The organism is Haladaptatus sp. R4, from assembly GCF_001625445.1.
In the GTDB taxonomy this organism is placed as follows: Archaea; Halobacteriota; Halobacteria; order Halobacteriales; family Haladaptataceae; genus Haladaptatus.
The window spans coordinates 810,327-830,749 of sequence record NZ_LWHG01000021.1; the positions used below are offsets into that span (position 1 = coordinate 810,327).

General features: G+C 61.9%; 23 protein-coding genes and 2 pseudogenes. 11 read left to right on the plus strand and 14 right to left on the minus strand.

The window, feature by feature from the left end; translation table 11 throughout:
- Positions 1-17: 17 nt before the first annotated feature.
- Together dcd and A4G99_RS13670 are read left to right on the plus strand one after the other, a co-directional pair.
- The gene (gene dcd, locus A4G99_RS13665; protein WP_066144595.1) at positions 18-608 is read left to right on the plus strand and encodes a dCTP deaminase; all 591 of its coding nucleotides are present in this window, start codon (positions 18-20) and stop codon (positions 606-608) included.
- A complete protein-coding gene (locus tag A4G99_RS13670; protein WP_066144598.1) occupies positions 605-1,504 on the plus strand; it encodes a thiamine-phosphate synthase family protein in 900 nt (299 codons plus the stop codon). The genes dcd and A4G99_RS13670 overlap by 4 nt, the downstream gene beginning before the upstream one ends.
- Here the strand turns inward: A4G99_RS13670 and A4G99_RS13675 are convergent.
- Positions 1,501-1,836: a hypothetical protein gene (locus tag A4G99_RS13675; protein ID WP_066145250.1), complete on the minus strand. Its 336-nt coding sequence runs from the start codon at positions 1,834-1,836 to the stop codon at positions 1,501-1,503. The two genes, A4G99_RS13670 and A4G99_RS13675, sit on opposite strands and share 4 nt — an antisense overlap.
- A gap of 608 nt (positions 1,837-2,444) precedes the next feature.
- Between A4G99_RS13675 and A4G99_RS13680 the strand changes: the two genes are divergently transcribed.
- Positions 2,445-3,131, plus strand: coding sequence for a class I SAM-dependent methyltransferase (locus tag A4G99_RS13680; protein WP_066144601.1), 687 nt, complete (start codon positions 2,445-2,447; stop codon positions 3,129-3,131).
- Between the two features lie 182 nt (positions 3,132-3,313).
- On the opposite strand, the gene map is transcribed toward A4G99_RS13680, so the two are convergent.
- From map to A4G99_RS13715, 7 genes and pseudogenes are all read right to left on the minus strand, one after another.
- Positions 3,314-4,210 carry a type II methionyl aminopeptidase gene (gene map / locus A4G99_RS13685; protein WP_066144604.1) on the minus strand — a complete coding sequence of 299 codons (897 nt, stop codon included), beginning with the start codon at positions 4,208-4,210 and terminating at the stop codon, positions 3,314-3,316.
- A 249-nt stretch (positions 4,211-4,459) separates the two neighbouring features.
- Positions 4,460-5,387 (minus strand): annotated as a pseudogene (locus A4G99_RS13690) (sulfide-dependent adenosine diphosphate thiazole synthase).
- Positions 5,388-5,593: 206 nt separating this feature from the next.
- Positions 5,594-6,712 carry an aminomethyltransferase family protein gene (locus A4G99_RS13695; protein ID WP_066144607.1) on the minus strand — a complete coding sequence of 373 codons (1,119 nt, stop codon included), beginning with the start codon at positions 6,710-6,712 and terminating at the stop codon, positions 5,594-5,596.
- 155 nt (positions 6,713-6,867) lie between these two features.
- On the minus strand, positions 6,868-7,164 hold the full coding sequence (locus tag A4G99_RS13700; protein WP_066144610.1) for a DUF6432 family protein: 297 nt from the start codon (positions 7,162-7,164) through the stop codon (positions 6,868-6,870).
- Between the two features lie 130 nt (positions 7,165-7,294).
- Positions 7,295-8,701, minus strand: coding sequence for an NAD(P)/FAD-dependent oxidoreductase (locus tag A4G99_RS13705; protein ID WP_066144613.1), 1,407 nt, complete (start codon positions 8,699-8,701; stop codon positions 7,295-7,297).
- A gap of 186 nt (positions 8,702-8,887) precedes the next feature.
- Positions 8,888-9,769, minus strand: coding sequence for an ABC transporter permease (locus tag A4G99_RS13710; protein WP_066144616.1), 882 nt, complete (start codon positions 9,767-9,769; stop codon positions 8,888-8,890).
- The gene (locus A4G99_RS13715) at positions 9,766-10,791 is read right to left on the minus strand and encodes an ATP-binding cassette domain-containing protein (protein WP_066144619.1); all 1,026 of its coding nucleotides are present in this window, start codon (positions 10,789-10,791) and stop codon (positions 9,766-9,768) included. Before A4G99_RS13715 ends, A4G99_RS13710 begins: the two co-directional genes overlap by 4 nt.
- Positions 10,792-10,887: 96 nt before the next feature.
- Here A4G99_RS13715 and A4G99_RS13720 point away from each other — a divergent pair, with 96 nt between their 5' ends.
- Together A4G99_RS13720 and A4G99_RS13725 are read left to right on the plus strand one after the other, a co-directional pair.
- Positions 10,888-11,502, plus strand: a complete 615-nt coding sequence (locus tag A4G99_RS13720; protein ID WP_066144625.1) for a TetR/AcrR family transcriptional regulator — start codon at positions 10,888-10,890, stop codon at positions 11,500-11,502.
- Positions 11,503-11,654: 152 nt separating this feature from the next.
- The gene (locus tag A4G99_RS13725) at positions 11,655-12,335 is read left to right on the plus strand and encodes a TMEM175 family protein (protein WP_066144630.1); all 681 of its coding nucleotides are present in this window, start codon (positions 11,655-11,657) and stop codon (positions 12,333-12,335) included.
- 159 nt (positions 12,336-12,494) lie between these two features.
- On the opposite strand, the pseudogene kdgK1 reads toward A4G99_RS13725, so the two are convergent.
- Positions 12,495-13,446: pseudogene (kdgK1, locus tag A4G99_RS13730) on the minus strand (bifunctional 2-dehydro-3-deoxygluconokinase/2-dehydro-3-deoxygalactonokinase).
- 88 nt (positions 13,447-13,534) lie between these two features.
- A complete protein-coding gene (locus A4G99_RS13735) occupies positions 13,535-14,350 on the minus strand; it encodes an aldo/keto reductase (protein WP_066144633.1) in 816 nt (271 codons plus the stop codon).
- Between the two features lie 201 nt (positions 14,351-14,551).
- Here A4G99_RS13735 and npdG point away from each other — a divergent pair, with 201 nt between their 5' ends.
- Complete coding sequence (gene npdG, locus A4G99_RS13740; protein WP_066144636.1) at positions 14,552-15,220, plus strand: NADPH-dependent F420 reductase; 669 nt, start codon at positions 14,552-14,554, stop codon at positions 15,218-15,220.
- Between the two features lie 48 nt (positions 15,221-15,268).
- On the opposite strand, the gene trxA is transcribed toward npdG, so the two are convergent.
- Together trxA and A4G99_RS13750 are read right to left on the minus strand one after the other, a co-directional pair.
- Complete coding sequence (gene trxA / locus A4G99_RS13745; RefSeq protein WP_066144638.1) at positions 15,269-15,538, minus strand: thioredoxin; 270 nt, start codon at positions 15,536-15,538, stop codon at positions 15,269-15,271.
- Between the two features lie 127 nt (positions 15,539-15,665).
- The gene (locus tag A4G99_RS13750) at positions 15,666-16,625 is read right to left on the minus strand and encodes a phosphotransferase family protein (RefSeq protein ID WP_066144641.1); all 960 of its coding nucleotides are present in this window, start codon (positions 16,623-16,625) and stop codon (positions 15,666-15,668) included.
- Between the two features lie 152 nt (positions 16,626-16,777).
- Here A4G99_RS13750 and A4G99_RS13755 point away from each other — a divergent pair, with 152 nt between their 5' ends.
- From A4G99_RS13755 to hisE, 4 genes are read left to right on the plus strand one after another with little or no spacing between them, the layout of a single operon-like run.
- Positions 16,778-16,942 carry a preprotein translocase subunit Sec61beta gene (locus tag A4G99_RS13755; RefSeq protein WP_066144645.1) on the plus strand — a complete coding sequence of 55 codons (165 nt, stop codon included), beginning with the start codon at positions 16,778-16,780 and terminating at the stop codon, positions 16,940-16,942.
- A 37-nt stretch (positions 16,943-16,979) separates the two neighbouring features.
- A complete protein-coding gene (pdxT, locus tag A4G99_RS13760; RefSeq protein WP_066144647.1) occupies positions 16,980-17,564 on the plus strand; it encodes a pyridoxal 5'-phosphate synthase glutaminase subunit PdxT in 585 nt (194 codons plus the stop codon).
- Between the two features lie 53 nt (positions 17,565-17,617).
- Positions 17,618-18,070, plus strand: coding sequence for a bifunctional nuclease family protein (locus tag A4G99_RS13765; RefSeq protein ID WP_066144650.1), 453 nt, complete (start codon positions 17,618-17,620; stop codon positions 18,068-18,070).
- The gene (gene hisE, locus A4G99_RS13770) at positions 18,067-18,351 is read left to right on the plus strand and encodes a phosphoribosyl-ATP diphosphatase (protein ID WP_066144653.1); all 285 of its coding nucleotides are present in this window, start codon (positions 18,067-18,069) and stop codon (positions 18,349-18,351) included. The genes A4G99_RS13765 and hisE overlap by 4 nt, the downstream gene beginning before the upstream one ends.
- 69 nt (positions 18,352-18,420) lie before the next feature.
- Here hisE and A4G99_RS13775 read toward each other — a convergent pair whose 3' ends face one another.
- Together A4G99_RS13775 and A4G99_RS13780 are read right to left on the minus strand one after the other, a co-directional pair.
- Positions 18,421-18,951 (minus strand): 50S ribosomal protein L16, encoded by a 531-nt coding sequence (locus A4G99_RS13775; RefSeq protein WP_066144656.1) that lies wholly within the window; start codon positions 18,949-18,951, stop codon positions 18,421-18,423.
- A 62-nt stretch (positions 18,952-19,013) separates the two neighbouring features.
- Positions 19,014-19,625, minus strand: coding sequence for a metal-dependent hydrolase (locus tag A4G99_RS13780; RefSeq protein WP_190303758.1), 612 nt, complete (start codon positions 19,623-19,625; stop codon positions 19,014-19,016).
- A 125-nt stretch (positions 19,626-19,750) separates the two neighbouring features.
- On the opposite strand from A4G99_RS13780, the gene A4G99_RS13785 reads away from it, so the two are divergent.
- Positions 19,751-20,368: a hypothetical protein gene (locus A4G99_RS13785; protein WP_066144661.1), complete on the plus strand. Its 618-nt coding sequence runs from the start codon at positions 19,751-19,753 to the stop codon at positions 20,366-20,368.
- Positions 20,369-20,423 lie beyond the last annotated feature (55 nt).

The following is a 20,423-nucleotide window of genomic DNA, read 5'->3' on the forward strand; positions in this document are numbered from 1 at the left end:
TTCCCCTGTTTTCGACAATGATACTCTCGGACGCGGACATTCACGAACGGCTCGAATCGGGGGAACTGGTCGTCGAACCGATAGACGAACCCGACCTCCAGATTCAACCGGCGAGCATCGACCTCCGACTCGGCGAGGAGTTCCTCGAATTCCAACGTACCAACATTCCCTGCATCCATCCCGACAGCGAGGACGAGGTGGACAGTTACGTCACCGAAACCATCGTGGACGAGGGCGACGAGTTCATCCTTCATCCGGGCGATTTCGTCCTCGGAACGACGAAGGAGCGCGTCGAAATCCCGTCGGACCTGCTGGCACACGTCGAGGGACGCTCGTCGCTCGGGCGACTCGCGGTCGTCGTCCACGCCACTGCTGGCGTCGTGGACCCCGGCTATCGCGGCCAGATCACGCTCGAACTGTCGAACCTCGGCACCGCGCCGGTCGCGCTCAAGCCGGGAACCCGAATCTCCCAGCTCATCTTCACGGAACTCAAGAACCCCTCGGACCGACCCTACGGGTCCGAACGCGGCTCGAAATATCAGGACCAAGCCGGACCGCAGGCGTCCCGAATCGGCAGCGACCACGAGTTCGGCGGTGACCAACTGTGAGGTTCGCGGAGGAAGTCGTCGTCGAGGAGTTCCTCCCGACGTTTCGGTCGATGCTCGCCGAGGACCTTCGGGAGCGCGGCCTGACCCAGAGCGAGGTCGCGGACGCCCTCGGCATCAGCCAGAGCGCGGTTTCGAAGTACGCGCACGGCGACGTGGCGGGAAACGAGCGGGTTCGAGAGGACGAACGGGTCGCCCGCCTCGTAGACGAAATCGGCGAGGGGTTGGCGACCGAGAGCATGAGCCAGTTACAGGCGCTCGTGGAGGTCGAAGTGCTCATCCGACGGCTTGAGGACCGCGACCTCATCGCACAGCTTCACGAGGAGGTGATGCCCGAACTGGCGGGGTACGGCGGCGACTTCAACGTTCACGACCCGGACGACGAACTACGGGCGACCGAACGCGTCCTCTCGTCCATGCGCCGCGGCGTGCACATCGTGGAGGGAACGAGCGGCTTCACGTCGCTCATTCCGGCGGTCGGGTCGAACCTCTGTGAATGTCTCCCCAACGCCGAGAGCATCGACGACGTGGCCGGGATTCCCGGTCGCATCTTCGACGTGAAGGGACGGGCGACGATTCCGGCCGACCCCGAGTTCGGCGTCAGCGGGCACGTCGCCTCCATCCTCCTCGCGGCCCGGAACGAGGGAGCGGACGTCCACGCCGCGCTCAACATCAGGTACGCGCCCGAAATCGTGGAACGACTCGAATCGACCGGCCGTGCGACCGCCGAGTTCGACGCCGAGTACGACGACCTCGGCACGGCAATCGAGACGGCGCTCGACGGGACGCCGGACGCGACGGTGCTCTATCAGACCGGCGGCTACGGTATCGAGCCCATCGTCTACGTTCTCGGGGACTCCGCGGAAGAAGTGGCTGAAATCGCGCGGGAAATCGTTTAAACCGGAACCCGCTCGCTGCGCTGTACTTCGCGGACGATGTCGTCCGGTCGAACGTCCTCCCGCTCACGACGGATGTCGTTGACGGTCTCCGCGAGCGAGAGAAGTGCCGAGACGGCACGGTCGCGCGTTGCGACGCGGCCGACCGGTCGAATCGTGGTGTATCTGTTTCCGATGCTGTCCTCCAGTTCGAGTTCCCATTCGTCCGCAATCGACGCTCTGACTGCCTTCACGGCGATATCTCCGTCCCGATGCTGGAGTTGGATCTCGTCGCCTCTGATGGGTGATCGCTCCCAATCAGCGGGAATCTCTCCGGAGTCAGACGGTGATTGCATGGTTTCGTTTTGTATTGTCCCGTTCATTCTGTGTTTGTCCTGGTTGCTTGTGCGGGTCGTTTATGTCCGCGCGCCGAAGTGGCACACACAAAGTATATACCAATCCGGCATTACTCTCTATTTACCTCGGGTAGGGGTACACGAGGTGACATTTTTCTTCGAACTACGCCTGTAGCTTCGGGTCCGGCCGACGTATCACTCGTTCGTGGTTTCGAAGTTTCGTTTCGTCGTGTCCGTCGTTCCGAGTGGACCCGTTATGTTTCGATGACGGATGGGGGCGCCTCGTAGTGTGTCCAATACTGTCTCCGAAACCGTCCCATCCTCCGAACAGTTGGCTTTGATGACAGTCCTCAATCACCGGAGTCTGTCATCGCGACTGTCACGTAGTATAAGTACGAACCTCGAATTACTTTAGCCCTGTGGACGTTTTCTGATCAGTCCGTATTCGGATCTATCCGTTCGATTGAATAGATTTGATACTTCGAATTTCCCAAACGAGATTAGTACGAATCACGCCTCGTCGGTCCTCGTGTCGAATCACGTTCACACTTCCGGCGTTCGTGGTGACAGCCCGATTTCTTTTATCGGACTCCGTCGTACGACCATGCATGTCACGGCGTGGAACGACTGCCGCACAACAGTTCTACGGACGGTGGGCGCAGTTATACGACCTCCTTGCAGTGGCGACGCCCGGCCTCTCCGAACTCCGAAGTCGAGTCGCCGACGAACTCCACCTCTCGCCCGGCGATACGGTGATCGAGATGGGCTGTGGGACCGGCGCGAACTTTCCCCATCTGCGGGAGCGCGTCGGCCCGGCAGGTCGCGTCGTCGGCGTCGATTTCACGCGGGGGATGCTCGAACAGGCACGGGACAGAATCGACCGCGAAGGCTGGGAGAACGTCCACGTCGTGCAGGCCGACGCGGCGACGTCCTCGCCCCGCGAGGACGTCGACGCCGTCCTCGCCACGTTCGTCATCGGGATGCTCGGCGACCCGCACGGCACCGTCACCCGCTGGCTGGACGGAATCCGTCCCGACGGCCATCTCGCGCTCCTCGACGCCGGGCGGAGTTCACGGACCTACTCGTGGCCCGTGAATCTGGCTTTCAAGGGACTCGTTCTCGCCTCCACACCCGGCGATATCAGCGCGTTCGAAAAACCGCCGTGGTACGTGCTGGACGAACGAATCGAGGAGTCGCGGCGGGCGCTGTCGGCGGGAGCAGTCGATGTTCAGGATAGCGAGCACGCGCTGGGCGTGGTGCGAATCACGGGTGGACGAGTGGCGGAGAGTCGATAGGGGTCGTCCACGACGGGGGTCGACCGTACGAATTCGCCCGCCTCGCAAAATAGTTGAATAGATGAACAACTGTTCAAATATTGTGTCGATTCTAAAATCGCGTCCGTAACGCGTGAATACGTCCCGGAATGACGCCGGTACCTGACGAACATTGGGTATCGTCCGACTATCGCATCCGACGGTCACTGTGTCGTTACTTCACACCCGTCCGCCGTCACGACGACGGTGTGCTCCGACTGGCTAACCAATGCGCCTGATTTCTCTTTGAGAACCGGGTCAGCCCTGAGTACCCCTCGGTTCACGAGTCGTTTGACGGTTACATCGAGACCCGGAATATCGTACCACCTCGTCGTGAACGGGAGACTTTGTCGGGTTTCGCGGAGGGTGTCGAGCAGTTCCCGGGCACGTCGGTCCCGCACCGGACGGTCGTCGTCGAGGCGGAAAATTCGTTCCTCGCTCCCCTCCGTTACGCGGCCGCGGCCGGTAGTGGCGAACGTTTCGACGGCCAAAACGTCACCCTCGGCGAGTTCGGTTCCTTCGTCACTGCCGACGTTGGGGAGACTCGGGTCGGTGTGGGCCTCGTAGTGGCCGAGTCCGTGTCCGCTCAAGTTTACTATCGGACGAAATCCGGACTCCCGGATCGTTCGCTCTATAGCGTGGCCGACGGTACCGGTGTGAACCCCTGCTTCGATGCTGTCGAGCGCAGCATCGAGAGCGGCATCACTGGCAGCGACGAGGTCGCCGTGTTCTCCCGAGAGGTCGACCGTCACGGCGGCATCGGAGCACCAGCCATCGACGTGGACGCCCATATCGAGCGTGACGAGGTCCGCATCGCCAAACGTGCTGTCGTCGTCCGCTCCTAGAATCGCGTGGGACGCTTCCTCATCGATGTTGATGTTGACGGGGAACGCCGGTTCGCCGCCGAGTTCACGTATTCGCGTCTCAGCGTACTCCGCGATCTCTATGTGTTTGACCCCCGGTTCGATGCGACTCGTCGTTTCGTCGAACACCTGTGAGAGTACGCCACCAGATTTCTGCAAATTTGACCAATTTTCGTCCGATATTTCCCCGTATGCCATGTCAGTACACACACGTTTGTACCATATATACATTTCTAGGAGTGGAAAAATTGAATATGGCGTATTCGATCCCGAGTTCGATGGACGAATCCGGGGTCAGAGGGAATAGCATAGACACGCGTCGAACGGGAGCGAGTTTGCGAATGCGAATCGGCCAAGTGATGATTCTCGCCGTGAAGACCGATATATCGAGAACAACGGTTTCGACCGGTCGCGTTCGAATAAACGGGTGACGTCGTTCGATTCGGTTCAGTCGTCAGCGGGTGACGGACTGCCCGTCATCTCCACCGTGCCGCCGACTTCCAACTCGTCCAGCGCGACCTGCGCGGAGCGCTTACCCGACAACAACATCGCGCCGAAGGTCGGTCCCATGCGGGTGAGTCCGTGAGTCGTCGCGGTGGCGAGACCCGTGGAAATCAACCCGTCGTGAACCTTCCCGGCGTGTTCGACGACTTCGTCCTCGCTCTTTGCGACCCACATGGAGTCGTGACCCGGCGAGTCGTGGCCGGGCGCGCCGTACTCGCCCTCTCCGGATTTGTCCATGCCGGTGTTGTGCTCCTGTGCGTGCTCCAGACCAGGCGCGTCGAGGACGCCGCGCTCTTGGAGTTTCGAGACGACCACCGCCTCGTGGCCCGTCGCGTCGATGACGAGGTCGGACTCCACCGCGATGGGGTCAACACAGGTGAGTTCGCGCGGGAGCGCGTGGACCGGCGTCCAGTTCATCACGATGCCGCCGACGCGGTGGCCTTCGCGGACGACCACGTCGGTGAACTCGGTCATGTTCTGCATTTTCACTCCGGCGGCGCAAGCCGACTCGATGAGCGCGGAACAGGCGTGCGGGCCGTTCGCGACGTAGAGACCCTCGGCCTCGTCCGACTCCTCGTATGGAACTCCGAGTTCGTCCAACACGTCCTGTGACGGGTCGCGAACCGTCACCTTGTTCATCAGGAACCCGCCGAGCCAAAAGCCCCCGCCGAGGTAGTTGTTCTTCTCCACGACCATCGTGTCCACGCCGCGCTCGGCGAGTTCCTTCGCCGCGACCAACCCGGACGGGCCCGCCGCCGACGATGATGACCTCGGTGTCGGTGAACTCGGTGAACTCTTCGCTCCACGCGGTGCCGATTGCTCGTGTGACCTCCGCCTCGCTGACGTCCGCAAAGCCGTCGAATCCGTGCATACCACCTAGTGATATTACTAAGTGGTTGAAAACCGTTTCCCTCTGTGAGTGACAGAAACAGAGCTGAGGAAGATGGCTGTGAACGATCACAACGGGTACGCAGTGGTGTTACTGGAAATTCGAATACCCACGAACAAGGGGTCAGTCGTCGCGTTCGATTCACTGGCGTTGAGAAAATCGTCGGTCGATCGTCGTTTAATCGTCGTTCAGTCGTACTGCGGCGCACGTCCGGACGGATCGCTCCCGTCCACGAGCGGCAGGGGAACTATCTCCGCGGCCACCTCGTCTCCATCGACGCGGACGGTCAGTTCCGAATCCATCCCCACGTCGTACTCCACCAGCGCCATCGCGGCGGGTCGGTCGAGGGACGGACTGTCGACGGCGCGGGTGACTTCGCCGACGGATTCGTCGCCGTCGAAGACCGCCGCGCCGCTTTCGGGGAGGGAGTCGGGGAACAGACCCGCCAGCCTGCGACTCGGTCGTCCGCGGTTTTCGACGCGCGAGACGACTTCCTGTCCGACGTAACAACCCTTCTCGAAGTCGAGCGCGTTCCGCAGGCCGAGCACGTTCGGGATTTCGCCCGCCAGTTCGTCTTCGAACAGCGGCGTTCCCGCTTCGAGCGTCAGGGTTTCCCACGTCGTCCGGCCGAAGGGAGCGGCGTTCATCCCGCGCGTGATCAGGGTGTCGAAGACGAGTTCGACGTTCGACCATTCCCTGTCCATCTCGTCGGTCGTCGTTCCGGTCGTACAGACGACTTCGTAGCCCTCCTCGCCCGTCGGCGCGTCGGTGCGGATGACCGTCACGCCCACGTCGGCCATCTTTCCCCTGTTGAACGAGAGGCGCTCGTCCGGCGTACTCACGTCGTTCAGCACGCTGGCGACCTTTTCGGTCGCGTAGGGACCGTGGACGCCGAAGATGGCGAACCGGTCGGTGGCGACGGATATCTCCACGTCCTCGATGAATATCTTCTCGCGCCACTGCTCGGCGAGCGGGGTCGCTTCGCCGGGCGGGAGAAAGAGCAGGAGTTGTTCGTCCGCACAGTAGACGTACATGTCGAGTTCGATTCGCCCCTGTGGGTCGAGCAGGAGGGCGTAGGTTCCCTGTCCGTCCTCGCGCGGAATCCGGTTCGAGACGACGTTGTCGACGTACTCTATCCGATCGTCGCCGGAGACCACGAGGACGCCGTAGGGCATCTCCGTGAGTCCGACGCCGTTCCTGACTGCACGGTGTGCCCGCTCGGGTCTGCCGTAGTCGCGCGGCACCCGGCGGTTGCCGACCGAACAGAACGTCGCCCCGTGGTCTTCGTGTACGGTTTCGAGGCTCATACTCGTAGTCGGGTGCGCGGGGGAGTAAAAACGTCGGATGCGGAACGCTGGGTAGTGACTACGACATGTGAAATCGAAAGCGGGGCACGGAACCGATTACGGAGCACGAAGCCGAATCCGGAGCACGAAGCCGAATCCGGAACGGTGGTCCGAAACTACAGCGGCAGGCGTTCGATGATCTTGTCCACGAACGACGGTTCGTCGGGTTCCTCCTCGGGGTCCGGAACGACCTTCGTGTCCGGTTTGATGAGCGTCCGCCCGTTCCGCATCGTCGCTTCGATGAGACCGTCCCGTTTCAGGTTTGCGAGCGCGTCCTCCAACTCGTCGATACCCGCCTCGACGTGTGACCGCAGTTCGAAGACCGTCATTCCGTCCTCGCTCCGGTCCACGAGGGCATCGAGTACTTGGACCTCGGTGTCCGGACGGCGCCGATACTCCCGCTTGGCCTTCATATCTATTTCTATGTCACCCCGGTTTTTAGCCTTACCTCTCAGATAGGTTCAGCGGGCGGTCCCGTCCGGAGAAACGGGACTTCGACCGATCCGCATGCGAGGTGTTCGTCGAACCGATCGACGCAGTGAACTACCGGTTCGTCCCGACCTTCTCGCTCGCGTCCCGAATCAGTCCGTCCAGAATCTCGGGGGTCGTCGGGTGGTACGCCCGGTCCGGGATATCGCGCACGTCCATCCCGCGCTCCACGACGACCTGCATCGTCTTCGCCATCACGTCGGCGTGGTAGTGGAGGCCCTGATAGCCGAGAACGGTCCCGGCTTCGGCATCAACGACGAGCTTTGCCAACCCCCTCGACGCTTGCTTGGTCTTGAACACGCCGTCGTCCGACGCCTGCCGGGAGACGGCGACGTACTCCTTGCCCTCGGTCTCCGCCGCATCCTCCGAGAGGCCCACTCTGGCGAAGGGATACACGCCGACGCCGGAGAAGATGACGTGATGATGGACGTTCTCGTACGGTTCGAGGTCGTCGCCGCGAGCGTGTGCGAGGATGTTCTCGGCCGCTTTGAAGCCCTGTTCCTTGGCGACGTGGAGAATCGGCTCCTTGCCGTTCGCGTCCCCGACGACGAACGTCCGCGGGTCGTCGCGGGCCTGCATGGTCTCCTCGACCCATCCCTCGTCCGGTGACAGCGGGGTGTCCTCCAATCCGAGTCCGTCGAGGTTCGGCCTTCGTCCCGTGAAGAGGATCAGTTCGTCCGCATCGACGGGTTTCGTTTCGCCGCTTTGCTCGACGTGTAATCGAACCCCGTCGCCCGTGGACTCGACGCGCCGTTCCTCCGTCTCGGTCAGAATTTCGATGTCGAACTCCTCGCGGTACATGTCCAGGATTTCGTCTCCGAACGGCGCGTCGCCCTCGTCCAGCGGCCGCGGGTCGTGTTCGATCACGGTGAGGTCCATTCCGGCCGCCTCGCTGAGGTACGGCACGAGTTCGAGACCGGTGTAGCCGAACCCCATCACGATTCCCGAGTCGGGGAACGCCGTCGCGTCCAGCACGTCCGCGCTGGTCATGTACTCCACTTCGTCCATCCCCGGGAGGTCGGGAACGTTTACTTTCGACCCCGTGGCGACGACGACGTAGTCCGCCTCGATTTCTCGATCACCGACTTCGACCGTATGGTCGTCGACGAACCGCGCGGTGTCGTGGATGAACTCCACGTTCTCCTCCTCCGCGAGGTCGTGCACCGCCGCGCGGCGATGCTCCGCGAAGCCCAAGACGTGGTCGTCCTTCAGGTCCACCACCGACTCCAAATCCACCTCGGGCGTCCCCGAAAGCCGCGGGTCGTGGCGCGCCTGATACCGATGGGCCGCCGCCGACAGCACCTCCTTCGACGGCATGCAGCCGCGCAGAATGCACAGCCCACCGCGGGGGTCGCCGTCGTCGATGAGCGTCAACCGGACGCTCGGGTCCTCGGCCAAGCTCTGTGCGACGGCGACCCCCGCGCTTCCATACGCCCCGACGATGACGACGTGCGTTGCCATACGGGTCGATTAGTCGTCGGGGAGGTTAGTGGTTTAGGCGAGGGAGAAAACGACTGGTTTCGGGAGACAACATCGTCAGCCTGTTCGACCGGGGAGTTCCGTGTGATTCACGTCCTCAGGTGAAAATCTCAGCTCAAGCCGAGGGACCCGGTACAGAACCGCGAGGAGATCCTCAAGGGGAAGTCCCTATGGCTGGAGCGTCCGTGTCAGGACGCGAACCGCGATTACACCAAGTACGATGTCGAGGACACCGAGGATGACAACTGCGGGAACGACAGTACTCCAGACCCCGTCGAAGCTGGAGAGAGTAATCGTACTTGAGACGTGCGGCCCGAGCATGAGGGCACGGGCGGCATCGGTCCCGTAGGTGAAGGGGTTGAACTTCGCGACGATCTGTACCCAGTCAGGGAGTGCGTCAAGCGGGAGGAACGCGCTGGAGAGGAACAGCATCGGGAACTGGAGCAGCATCATCGCTGTGGCGGTCCCTTCGCCGTCCCCGGTCGCGGCGGCGATAATGTTCGAGAGGGCCGCAAACCAGACCGCGAACACCATCGCGACGGCGATAATGCCGAGCGCGCCGAGGAAACCCGTGGCGACGTACGTTCCTACTGTGCCACCGTTGCCGAGCCACACGAGGACGTAGCCGAGCACGAGGATGATGAGCGTCTGCACGACTATCTGTGCGACCTCCGCGAGCGTCTTCCCGAGGATGACCGCGCCTCGATGGATCGGTGAGGCGAAGATCTTATCGAGCATTCCGGTCTCCATGTCATCGGTAAGGCCGACGCCGGAGTGACCAGCGGCGAAGAATGCGGATTGGATGACGATGGCCGGGATGAGATACGTGACGTAATCAACGTCCCCGCCGAGTGACCCCGACCACGCGCTGCTGGTCGCCCCGCCGAACACCTGCGAGAACAGCACGAGGAAGACGACTGGCTGGAAGAGCGTGAAGATTAGGACCATCGGATCGCGCGACTTGATCACCAACCATCGTTTGAGGATTACCCAAGTATCGCTGAGGAAGCCGTTCCCCGGAGCGGAGAGTCCCTCGTTGATTGTGCTCATGGGCGCACCTCTGTCGCAGCGCTCTCAGCGGAAGTAGCCGTCTCCTCGGTGACACCGTCCTCGGCGTGTTCTCCGGTGATGGCGAGGAAGACATCGTCGAGGGTGGGCGAGCGGATGTCGAACCCGACCACGATGAACCCGGCGTCGCGGAGCGTGACCAGCAGGTCGGTGCCCTCACGCCGCGCGTTTGCGGCGGTGACACTGATTCCGTCGGCGGCCGTCTCGACCGTCGCGTTATCGAGGATACCAGACTCTCGAACAACTTGGCGGGCACGCGCGAGCTCGTCGTCGCTGGTCTCCTCGAAGGTAACGTCAAGGATATCGCCGCCGACGCGCGATTTGAGCGCTTGCGGCGAGTCAGTTGCGACGATCTTCCCGTCCTGAATGACGGAGAGTCGGTCGCAGAGCTGGTCGGCTTCCTCCAAGTACTGCGTCGTGAGGAAGACCGTCGTTCCTCGCTCGTTTATCTCGCGGAAGTACTCCCAGAGGTCGATCCGGGCCTTCGGGTCGAGACCGGTGGTCGGTTCGTCGAGGAACACGAGCGAGGGGCGATGGACGAGCGCCGTCGCGATGTCGAGTCGCTTCTTCATCCCGCCGGAAAACTTCTCGGCCCCCTTGTCGGCGACATCGGCTAGATCGACGAGAGAGAGGAGTTCGTCCGCGCGCTCGTCGCGCTCGTTCTTCGGGACGCCGTATGCCTCACACGCGAACCGAATGTTCTCGCGGGCGGTGAGGAGGGGATCTACGCTCGTCTCCTGGGCCATATAGCCGATCGACTTCCGGACCGCCCGCGACTCCGTCACGGTATCATGACCGTTGACCGTCACAGTCCCTGACGTCGGACGGAGCAGCGTCGTTAGCGTCTTGATCGTCGTCGTCTTCCCTGCTCCGTTCGGTCCGAGGAATCCGAAGAATTCACCCTTCGGAATCCGGAGGTCGACGCCGCGGACCGCGTCCGTGCCGTCCGCGTACGTCACGTGGACACTGTCTGCCACCAAGGCATCGGTTTTGTTTCGTTCCATACCTCAGCCATGAGCCTATGAATGTATATAGATTACGCTCATAGGTTCAAAACCATGAGCATAATCCTCATATATTCATAGCGTCGATGTCCGACCATGCGAAATTTCACCGACGAGGAGCGAGATGAGATTCGGAGTGAACTCCTCGATACCGGACGCAAACTCCTCAGCGTGTACGGGTTCAAGAAGACGACGATTGGGGACATCACGGAGCCAGTCGGCATCGCCGAGGGGACGTTCTACCGGTTCTTCGACTCGAAGTCCGAGTTCTTCCTCGAACTATTCCTCCGCGAGCACGATCGCCGCTTCGACCGCATCGAAGACGAACTCGAAGGAGTGACCGATCCAATAGAAGCGCTGGAACGGCTCTTCTCGACGTGGACGCGCGAGGTCGAGGACGACCTCTTCTCCGAAGCCGACACGCACGATCTCATGAAGTCACATGACCGACGGTTCGACCAGGACGAATTGGATGCCGAGCACGAGCGATCCGTCTCCCGGCTTCGGCCGATCCTCGACGCCCTCCGGGAACAGACGGGAGAGGGGTTCCACGATCTCACCGTCGATCAACTGTTCTATATCCTGGAAGCGCTCGAAGCGGTCGTCCACTTCACGGAACAGATCCACGATACGGACGCCGAGGCGTCGGATAGTTCAACCCTCTACGACCTCCTCATTCCCGCACTCGCGAAAGGACTGACTGCCGACTGACCAGCGGCCCCTGGTTTCAAAAAAAGAGGTACGACGGACCCTGCCGTCACCGTGGAAGCTGCGGCGTCAGTAGTAGCGGGGGACAGGTGAACCGAAGCGAGGAAACCGTCTTATTCAGAGTAGTTTAGTCAGTTCGATTTGAGATTCCGGATATGAATCTCTTTGGTCGGTTACTGACGCTCGTAGAACCGAATTATCCGGATTGGTTCGTCAGAGAACAGGACCCCGAGCGGCTCGTATTCTTCAGCGATGCCGTTTTCGCCATTGCGATTACACTCCTCGTGATCGATATCGGCGTCCCCGAAGTACCAGCCACGCAGCCAAACGCCGTGCTCGCCGAAGAACTGCTCGCGCTCTTGCCGCAGTTCGTGAGTTTCGGACTCAGTTTCCTTGCTATCGGGACGTTCTGGCTCACCCACCACCGCCTCTTCACGTACATCGAGAGCTGTTCCCGGCGGCTCCTCTCGCTGAACTTGCTCTTCTTGCTGTTCGTCTCGCTCGTCCCGTTCTCGTCGGCGCTCCTCGGCCGCTATAGCGGCCGAAGACTGGTCGTCATCTGGTACGCATGCCACATGGCTATCGCGGGGATGATGCTGCTTGGAATTTGGTACTACACCACCGAGATCAAGGACCTCGTCCAACCGGCAATCGACACCCGGGCGGTCCAATACATCGGTCGTCGAGTCGGGGCCGTCCCGATGGTGTTCATCGTCTCAATAGGAATCTCTTTCCTCAGTATCCGGCTCGCCGAATCCTCGTGGCTCCTCCTGATCCCGATCCACCCTCTCATATCGTTGTCCGGATTCGATCACCCACGGAGGGAGCGGCAGTAACCTACCGAGTAGTCCCAACGATCGACAGAGGTGAGTAGATTAGTCCGACTGAGGGCACATTTCACAGTAAAACAGAACAGGTGCAAAACGAGAACTCCGTCAACAACTCCGGTGATGGCCCGAAATACCGTTCAGCGACGAATCCGTCCGTCTCGCTCGTTATCTCGAAATCTCCCGCCCTTCGGTGTCCATCACGTTCTCCACTTCCTCCCGCGTTACGACGGCCACGTCGCCCGGGATGGTCCGTTTGAGCGCGGCGGTCGCAGCGCCGTATTCGAGCGCGGTCGGGACCGGTTCGCCCGCCAGCCTGCGGGCGAGGAACGCGCCGACGAAGGAGTCGCCGGTGCCGATGGGGTCCACGGTGTCGGTCTCGAACGAGGGCTGTTCGTGGATTTCGCCGTCGTGGAGCGCCAGCGCGCCGTTCGCTCCGAGGGTGACGATGACGGTGTCGAAGTCCCACTCGTCGGCGAGGTCGCGGGCGATGTCCGCGGCGTCGCCCGACTGATCGAGGACGGTTCGGGCGTCGCGCTCGGCGGTGACGAGCACGTCGATTCGGGGGAACAGTTCGGTGAGCGACGCGCGCGCCTCGGCGGGCGACCAGAGTTTCGAGCGGTAGTTCACGTCGAACGCGGTGGTCGTCCCGGCGTCCTGTGCTTCCGCGAGCACCTCGTCCACGGTGGATTCGAGCGTGTCGGACAGCGCGGGCGTGATGCCGCTGGTGTAGAACATGCTGGCATCCCGAATCCGGTCGAGCGGCACGTCGTCGGCGTCGCCGTCGTGACGGCGGCGTCGGCGCGGTCGTAAATGGCGTTGGTCCCGCGCGGTCGGTTCCGAACTCCAGATAGTACGTTCCCTGTCGGCCCTCGTCGCTCCACTCGATTTCGGTCTCGATGCCGTACTGGCGGAGTCCGGCGGCGACGCGGCGTCCGAGCGGCGAGTCGGGGAGTTTCGACGTCCACATCGTCTCCGCTCCGATGCGATGGGCGGCGATGGCGACGTTGCTCTCCGCACCTGCGGCACGGAGTTCGAGGGTGGACGTGCTCTCGATTCGTTCGCGGTCGGGTGGCGAGAGGCGCAACATGGTCTCGCCGAATGTCACGAGGTCGGTCATATTCCGGAGATGAACCTCGGAGCTCATAGTTTCCCCGATGCGGGGTCGAAAAACGAGTTCGTTTCAGCTACGTGTCGATTTCAGCGGTTCAGTTCCACGGCCCGAAGTCGGGGTCGACCTGCCGCTCCGTCTTGTCGATGTCGTCGATCTTTTCGATGTCCTCGTCGTCCAGTTCGAGGTCGAGGGCGGCGTAGTTGTCCTCGATGTGGTTTTCACTAGTTGCCTTCGGGATGGCGACGACGTTGTCCTTCGACGTGATCCACGCGAGGCTGACTTGCGCTTCGCTGACGCCGTGTTTCTCCGCAATCTCGGTCAGTTCGGGCACGTCGAACACCTTGCCACGGGCGAGCGGCGAGTACGCGACGAGCGTGATGTCGTTCTCCTGTGCGTACTCGACGAGTTCGTCCTGCGGCAGAAGCGGGTGCATCTCGACCTGATTCGCGTAGATGGGCGCGTCGAGGATTTCGGCCGCCTCGTCCAACTGCTCCGGTTGGAAGTTGCTCACGCCGACGTGTTCGATTTTGCCCTCGTCGTACAGTTCGTCGAACGCCGCGAGCGTCTCCTCGGGGTCGTACTCGCGGGCGGGCCAGTGGATGTAGAGCAGGTCCACGTAGTCCGTTCCGAGCTTTTTCAGACTCTCCTCGGTCGTTTCGAGCACGTCATCGTGTTCGAGGTTGTCGGCCCAAACCTTCGTGGCGAGGAAGAAGTCCTCGCGGTCCACCGACGAGTCGGTGATTCCCTGCCCGACGTGTTCCTCGTTGCCGTAGGCCTGGGCGGTATCGACGTGTTCGTAGCCCAAATCGAGGGCGTACTCGACGCTGTGTGCACACTCGTTGCCGTCCGTGTTCTCCCACGTCCCGATACCCAGTTTCGGAATTCCGTCGCTGTCGGCGTCGTATGTCATCGTATATTCTGCAAAGGGTAGAAGGGAAAAAGCGGTTGTGGCGGCGGAAATTCTGTAGGGGTTCGTAACCCGGGGACGCAAAGGCGTTTCGGCCTCACCATCGTTCACGGACCGAGGGCGAAACCGTGCGGGAGTTCGTCGGTTGCCCCCGATAAGTGCGGGTTTCGGAGAACTTAACCGCCCGCCGGAAGACACCCCTGTATGCGAATCTCACTCTTGGGAGGAACCGGCGACATCGGACAGGCGCTCGCGCTTCGCTGGGCGTTCGACACCGACCACGAAATCGTGATCGGTTCGCGCGACCCCGCGAAAGCCCGCGCGAAGGCCGAAGAGTACGAAACCGAACTCGACAGCCTCGGCGTCTCGCGCTCCATCAACGGCTTCAAGAACGGCATGGCCGCCGAGCGCGGGGACATCGTCGTCCTCGCGGTCCCGCCGTTCCACATCCGCGACACGGTCGAATCCGTCGCCGACCGACTCGACGACGTGGACGTGCTCGTCACGCCCGCCGTCGGGATGAACCGCGACGACTCCGGCTTTCACTACAAGCCGCCGAAAGTCGGGAGCATCACGGAACTCGTCGCGGACACCGCACCCGACGGGATTCCGGTCGTCGGCGCGTTCCACGGCCTCTCGGCCGACAGGCTTGCCGACCTCGAACTCGACATCGAACAGGACACGCTGATCGTCGGCGACGACGAGGACGCAAAGGAGATGATTCGGCGACTCGCCGAGGAAATCGAGGGACTGAGAGCGCTCGACGCCGGTGGCATCGCGAACAGCGCGGAAGTCGAGAGCGTGACGCCGCTGCTCATCAACCTCGCGCTCGAAAACGAGGGGCTGCACGACGTCGGCATTCGGTTCGAATAGCGTTCGCTGGTCGAGTTCGCACGCGACAAAAACTGATTTTCGACGGACTTACGCGCCCGCTTCTTCGAGAACGCGCTCCAAGTCGTCGCGCTGGGTGACGCCGACGAAGCGTTCGACGACGCCCTCGTCGTCCTCGATGACGATGGTGGGAATCGAGCGAACCTGATACTCGTTGGCGATATCCTGATGCTCGTCCACGTCAACTTTCTCGAATTCGACGCTTTCGTCCCAGTCCTCCTCCAAGTCCTCAAGAATCGGATCTTGCGTTTTGCACGGACCACACCAATCTGCGTAGAAGTCGAGTAATTTCACGGTCATGCGTTTCTGTTGTGAAGTTCACTCGCCGCGTGCATAAGGGTTTCTTCCGCAACCACCTCTGCCGCCAGTTGTCATCACCCAATCGTCAGCGAACCGCCGCCAGCAAGCCGCAGTCGGCGGACCGCCGTCACCGAATTTTCGCCAGCCGTCGCTCCATTTCGCCCTTCGTCCAGTCGGCGAGTTCCTCCGTGTCCTCGTCGAGGAACGCGGCCCATTTGTCGAACACGCCGGTGTGGTCGAGAAATCGAACGACGTCGTATACCGGCCGTCGGTCCTCGATTCCGTCCGGGAGACCACCGGCCCGCTCCCGATAGCCGTCGTAGAACGCGGCAACGACTTCCTCCGAACCGTCGGAGCGGAGCGATTCGATTTGCAGGTTTCGGGTCCGCTCCACGTCCCGAACCGGGTCGCCGACGTGTGCTATCTCCCAGTCGAGAAAGCCGATTCCGTCCTCGCACAAAAAGCAGTTCGGACGGGCGGGGTCGCCGTGGAGGAGCACGACGGGTGTGTCATCCAACAGTTCCCGATTCGATTCGACGGCTTCGACAACCTCGTCGAAATAGTGATCGAAGCGGTCGGAGGACGCGATCTCGCGCATCTCGGTCATCCGTCCGACCAGCACGTCCGTCCACGGTTCCGTTTCGAGTTCGAGTCCGTCCTCGTCGCCACCGACGACGTGGCCGTGGTTCTCGAACCGGCAGGAGTGGACGGTCGCCAGGGCGATTCCGACCCGTCGAGCCAGTTCCGCCCGCTCGCTCACGCTCGCGTCCGACCACAGGCCGAGCAGGTTCTCCCCGTCCACCGGTGCCGTCACGAGGTACGGAACGTCTCCCGTCGTCTCGCTCGCCAGCACGTCCGGGACGGGGACGACGCGATTGGCACCGAGGTAGTCGATGACGCCCCGTTCGCGCGCGATTCGAGTTCCGTCAGCGTCGTTGGCCATCTTCAGATACACCCGTTCCCCGTCCAAAAATTCGATATCGACCGTCCGGTTCTGCTCGTTCCACGACGGGCCGGAGGGGTGTACCGCTTCCACGTCCCGTCCGGAAAACGCGTCGCCGAGCGCCGACGCGATCTGTTCGTCCATAAACGAACGTTTCCCGTATCCGATAAATGGATTAGGGGATGATGTGAACGGGTGGCAACCCGTTCCCGCTTCGGTTTCACCCCGTCCCGTCCACGGCCGGAAAACGTTCTCGTTGCGAAAGGTTTACCCCGTCCGCTCCCGGAACCCAACTTATGAGCAGTGGTCAAAACTCCGGTGGGCTGATGTCCAGCGCCGGACTCGTTCGATATTTCGATGCCGAAGACCGGAACGCGATTCGAATCGACCCCAGATCGGTCGTCGCGTTCGGCGTCTTCTTCGGCGTCGCAATCTTGGTCCTGAACTACCTCGCGATATAACGAGGCCCTTTTCCCGACCTGCTTCGAAGAATCGGCCATGAGTCTCAACGCTGGCGTCATCGCCGTTCAAGGCGACGTGAGCGAACACGCCGACGCGATTCGACGGGCCGGAACCGCCCACGGGAAGTCCGTTTCCGTCACCGAAATCCGACAGTCCGGTATCGTCCCCGACTGTGACCTTCTCTGCATGCCGGGCGGCGAATCGACCGCTATCTCCCGACTCCTCCAATCGGAAGGAATCGCCCCCGAGATACAGGCCCACGTCGAGGCCGGGAAACCGATTCTCGCGACGTGTGCCGGTCTCATCGTCGCCGCCGAGGACGCCGGTGACGAGCGGGTCGAAAACCTCGGCCTACTCGACGTGAACGTCGAGCGAAACGCGTTCGGCCGCCAGAAGGACAGTTTCGAAGCGCCGCTCGACGTGACCGGACTCGACGACCCGTTCCCCGCCGTGTTCATCCGTGCGCCGCTCATCAGCGAGGTCGGGTCGGCGACCGTCCTCGCCGAGTGGGACGGACGACCGGTCGCGGTGCAGGACGGGCCGGTCGTCGGCACGTCGTTCCATCCGGAGTTGACGCCCGACGACCGAATTCACGAACTCGCGTTTTTCCGCGACGAGTAGCGATTTTCGCCGACGGTAAGCAAGTTTTTGCCGCTGGGAACCTTCTGCTCCCCATGGACGTTTCAATCGATGCAGTACGTGTCGCCCCGACGGGAGAGGGGCCGCTTCCAGTCGTCGTCCTCTCGCCCGACCACGGCGACGACGTGCTCCCGATTTTTATCCGATTCGAGGAGGGAATCAGCATCGCCCGTGGGATGGAAGCCGAGGACATCGGGCGGCCACTGACGCACGACTTGCTCCTCGACGTGATGGAGGAACTCGGCGGACGCGTCGAACGCGTCGTCGTCACCGAACTGGACGACAACACCTACATCGCCGACCTTCACATCCAGACGCCACGCGGCCACGAAGTCGTGGACGCCCGTCCCAGCGATTCGCTTGCGTTGGCCTCCCGCACCAACACGCCGATCGAAGTCGCCGACGAAGTGTTCGAACACGGACACCAAGAGCGAGCACAGTTCGACGACCTTCAAGACATTCGGGACGTAGCTCAAATCGGTCCATGAACGACACGCTGGACGACCTGTTCGAGGTCATCGAAGACAGAAAGGAAACGCTTCCGGAAGATTCCTACACCGCATCGCTATTCACCCACGAGAAGGGCGAAAACGCCGTCCTCGAAAAGTTGGGCGAGGAGATGACGGAACTCATCCTCGCGGCCAAGGACGACGACCACGAGGAAATCGCCTACGAGGGATCGGACGTCATCTACCACCTGCTCGTCCTGCTCTCGATGAAAGATATGGAACCGGCGGATTTGCGCGAAGAACTGGAAGCACGACGCTGAGCGGGTCGGGAAACAGAAGAACAGCGCGTTCGATTCTTGCGCGTGACTGGCGAAAACAACGAATCGGATTTAGCTGACGAGTTCTTCTTCGCCACGTTCCACGATGACGCGGCACGGCGGCGAAATCTTGTTGTACGCACGGCGGAACGCGTCCTTCACGAGGGGTGCGTCGTCCACGGTACACCACGCGGTGAACACTCGATCGCCGTTGGCGATTCGTGCTGCCGTTCCGACCGGCTTACCGAACGCCTGTCGCATTCCGTCGGAAACACGGTCCGCACCCGCACCGGTCGCCTGCTTGTTCTCGCGCAGGACCTGGTGGGGGAACTTGCGGAGGATCATCTTGTAGCCGGTTTCGCCGATGTTCTTGAGAAGGAAGCGGTTCGCCGAAAGGCGGGAGGCTTCGAGTGCGCCGTGGCGAATCTGGCACTCCTCTTCGACGATAAGCGAGATCTGAACTGGGTAGTCGTCCTCGTTGCTGTCCACTTCGCCCATCTTGTGCTGTGCGATCTTCGAACCCGGAATTCCGGTGATGTATTCGCGTCGTGTGTACGAAGGCTTGTCGATGGCCCGGTACATCGAGGCAGGTTTGTCGGACATGGTTACTACCGAATCTGTGGGTCAGGGCGTGAATAAACCCTTCGAAGCGCGTTCGCCGCTGGCTAGACGAAATCCCCGACGAAGCGGTCGGGAACGTACGCCAGCAGGTGGTCGGGAATCTGCCCGACCATCCATTCCGCGATTCGCACGAGAGGCTTGCGTAGAAGCGCGTAGACGCCCGAAATCAGGACTGCGGCGACCACGAGCGTTTGAATCGTTCCGTCGTAGAGCACGAGGCTGGGCAGTGCGACCGCGAATCCGAGCGCGAAGTCCTCCGGCGCACCGTCGTAGCGAATCCAGCGACGCGGGGAAATCCACTGACCGCGGAAGTGGTCGTACACCGCACGCTCGGACTGGCCGAGCCACGGCTTGAGTTCCAAGCCGCCGCCGAACGCGTCCGAAACGGAGTGCGCCGCCGCCGCGAGGAGGAAGAACCCGACGGCGAACGTCAACGCTGTCGGCACGACCGCTGCGATCGCCAGCGTTGCAACCGCCGCGATCGAGAAGTATACCGGGAAGTGCAGGGTCTTCCGGTGACCCGAGTACAGGTCCAAGTCCGGAAACACGCCGCCAGCGAATCCCGCGAGAACCGCGACCGGAGCCAACTCCGGCGCGACGAAGAGCGAGACGCTCCCGAGTAGCACGCCGACGAGGGCGTGGGTCGTTGCCATCATGAGTAACATCGATAGGCAATGTTTGCATAAACACCTGTCGGCCTGTTGTATGGTATCACGAAGCATATTTACGGGAGACGAACGGATAGCCAGCGTTTACTGCCCACGTCACCTATCGAGCAACGATGGAGATCGATCTCTCCTCGTATCGCCTCGTCCGATTCCTGCAGTTCGCCATCGCCAGCGTCGCGTTCGTCGGCCTCGTGACGCGGAATGTCGGGGTGCTGATAAACGGGAGCTTCGCGCTCGGGGTGACGTTCCTCCCCGGCGTGCTGAAGCGGGACTACCGCCTCTCGCTCAGTCCGACGCTGACGCTGTGGATCACCGTCGCCGTCTTCCTCCACGCCATCGGCATGCTCGGGTTATACGACGAGGTCTGGTGGTGGGACCACCTCACGCACCTGCTCTCGGCGACGCTCGTCGCTGGCGTCGGCTACGCGACTGCACGGGCCTTCGACGAACACTCCGACGCCGTCTACTTCCCGCCGCGATTCATGTTCGTCTACGCCCTCCTGTTCACGCTCGCCGCCGGTGTGATCTGGGAAGTGCTGGAGTTCACGGCGCGAGCGAGCGCCGGATTCATCGGCGTGAAACCCGTCCTCATCCAGTACGGCCTGAGCGACACCATCCTCGACCTGATTTTCGACGCCGCGGGGGCGGTGCTGGTCGCGCTGTTCGGCACCACCTTGCTCGCCGAAACCGTCGAGACGCTGCTCGCGCGGCTATCGAGGGAAAGGGATTGAAATCGAACGGGCCGGTTTCGTGGAGTGAACGCGTTCAGTTCGGGGCCCGCGTTTT